This window comes from Streptomyces sp. NPDC000941 (assembly GCF_053599555.1).
The window spans coordinates 1-2,321 of record NZ_JBSFMM010000503.1 but is presented as its reverse complement, the minus strand read 5'-3'; the positions used below and the strand labels follow the sequence as shown (position 1 = coordinate 2,321).

The 2,321-nt window shown below is 68.8% G+C and carries 4 protein-coding genes; 2 read left to right on the top strand and 2 right to left on the bottom strand.

Translation table 11 applies throughout. The annotated features are described in order from the left end of the window. Both ACWDSL_RS53095 and ACWDSL_RS53090 read left to right on the top strand, forming a co-directional pair. Positions 1–429: cbb3-type cytochrome c oxidase subunit I (locus tag ACWDSL_RS53095; protein WP_450496920.1), on the top strand; the 429-nt coding region annotated here is incomplete at its 5' end. 118 nt (positions 430–547) lie between these two features. Beyond that, on the top strand, positions 548–889 hold the full coding sequence (locus ACWDSL_RS53090) for a hypothetical protein (RefSeq protein WP_398531766.1): 342 nt from the start codon (positions 548–550) through the stop codon (positions 887–889). Positions 890–966: 77 nt separating this feature from the next. On the opposite strand, the gene ACWDSL_RS53085 is transcribed toward ACWDSL_RS53090, so the two are convergent. Beyond that, a complete protein-coding gene (locus ACWDSL_RS53085; RefSeq protein WP_450496918.1) occupies positions 967–1,623 on the bottom strand; it encodes a LuxR C-terminal-related transcriptional regulator in 657 nt (218 codons plus the stop codon). Positions 1,624–1,783: 160 nt separating this feature from the next. Beyond that, the coding region (locus tag ACWDSL_RS53080) for a lysophospholipid acyltransferase family protein (protein ID WP_450496916.1) at positions 1,784–2,321 on the bottom strand (538 nt) is incomplete at its 5' end.

The following is a 2,321-nucleotide window of genomic DNA, read 5'->3' as shown; positions in this document are numbered from 1 at the left end:
TTCTGGTGGCCGAAGTTCACCGGCAAGATGCTGGACGAGCGCCTGGGCAAGATCACCTTCTGGACGCTGTTCATCGGCTTCCACGGCACGTTCCTCGTCCAGCACTGGCTGGGGACGGAAGGAATGATCCGCAGGATCCCGGACTATCTCGCCGCCGACGGCTTCACCACGCTGAACACCGTCTCGACGATCTTCTCCTTTGTGCTCGGCCTGTCGATCCTGCCGTTCTTCTACAACATCTGGAAGACCGCCAAGTACGGCGAGAAGATCGAGGTCGACGACCCGTGGGGCTACGGCCGCTCGCTGGAGTGGGCGACCTCCTGCCCGCCGCCCCGGCACAACTTCACCTCGCTGCCCCAGATCCGGTCTGAATCCCCGGCGTTCGATCTGCACCACCCGGAGGTCGCCGAGCGGGAGCGCCAGATATGAGCGTGTCTTGGCGCGCTGTGCGGGCTGGACTGAGGAGCCGCGCAGCGACGGAGGAGCGAGCAGTGACGAGGGAAGCCCGCGCGTTGGAGCGCGCCAAGACTGAGCGGGGGAGAGGGGCATGAGCGCGCCGTGGCCCGGCGATATCGCCATGGGCATCAGCCAACTGGAGGGCTATCTGCTGCTCCAGGCGGAACGCGAGCGGGCCTGCGACCGGGCCCGCCGGTTCGTGGGCCGGCTGGACTGGCTGACCGTCGCCCAGCGCGAGGAGGTCGAACGCCTCTACGCGCAGGACCAGTGGGACCTCACCGAGCAGAACCTGCACAAGGTGGCGCGGCGCGCCGAGGAACTGCGCGCGGAGTACCAGGGGATCTACCGCCGGCTGCGGCTCCGGTTGCTGGTGGCCGCCCTGCTCGGCGGGGTCGCCCTGACCATCGTCGCCACCACGCTCGCGGCGGGGTAACGGCGGCGGGTACGTGAGGAGAGCCGAGCCCTCCACCCCCCTCGGCGGCACGCCCCCGTCGTGCCGCCGCGAGGGGGCTATTTGACGAAGTCGGGGAGCACTCTGGCCGGCCAGGTGCCGACCGTCAGCATGCCCGCCGAGTAGGCGCGGGACACCAGGGCCGCGCGGTTGGGCGCCTTGAGCTTCCGCAGCATCGAGCTCACGTGGTATTCGATGCCCTGCCTGCTCAGATAGAGCTTGGAGGCCAGCTGTACGGTCGAGGCGCCGGTGGCCACCCCTTCGAGTATCTGGGCCTCCATAGGGGAGAGCAACAGCCGCCGCAGCGTGGTGGCTTCGTCGAGGACCGCCTCGTCGTCCGGTTTGACCAGTACGACGATGGCGGACAGCTGATCCGAGGGGCCCTCGATGGCCGTACCGGTCAGATCGCCGGAGAACACCTGGCCGTCCGTGCGGCATCCGACGACGCGCTCGGTGAACCGGGTGCGCCGCCCGTCGTGCAGACGAGAGAAGTGTTCGCGCAGCACGGTAGGGGCGCTGGGGTGCAGCAGATCGAACAATTCGCGGCCGCACAGCTCCGCCGACGAACCGCCGAAGTGGCGGAAGAAGTCGTCGTCACCCGCGAGGATCCGCAGGTCGGAGGTGAGGGTGGCCATACCGGTGGCGTACCGGCCGCCCCCTTGGGAGGCTTTGGGGCGATCGGGGGTGACCTGGGCGGTGTGGGGGTGGGCAGCCAAGGGTAGTCACCACTTTCTGTCGTATCGGCAACGGATGTGGATTCTGGTGACGGGTGTTTAGATCCGCTTCAAGGTGTATACCAATGTTGCGACCCATTGCCACTGACCGTTTCCGAAAGACTTGCGCCCGTTTCTGCCCGAGTGGAGTTTTGCCTGGGGTTCAGCCGTGTGTGGACAACTCCGCGCCGCATACGGCCGCCTGGGCCTGTGCGGCGAGGCTCCGCCGGTCGTCCACGCCCGGCAGGGCCGACAGCGGCTGGTGTATCCGCATCCGCACGGTCAGCCCGGTGGCGCGCAGGACCCGCCGTACGGAGCTGCCGAAGTCGTCCTCGCCGACGAAGGCGGCCACCGTGGTCGGCGCTCCATGCTGAAGGTAGTCCAGGGTCACCGGCCGGATCGGCGCCCCCGCGTCGATCGCCGCCTGGAAGGTGGCCCGCCGGAAGTTGCCGCCCGTTCCGGCGCACCAGGTGACGCCCTGCGGGAAGACCATGACCGAATGGCCGGAACGCAACTGCCCGGACACCATCGCGACGGTGTCCGGCAGCCCGCGCAGGGTGGACCGGTCGATGAACAGCGTCCCCGCCCGCCGCACCAGCGAGCCGATGCTGATCGAGGCGGACAAGTCGCGCATGAACCGGCCGCGGACAGTGGAGGCACGGTGCTGGTCAGCGGAGGCACCGGCTCCTGGGGCGCCCGGG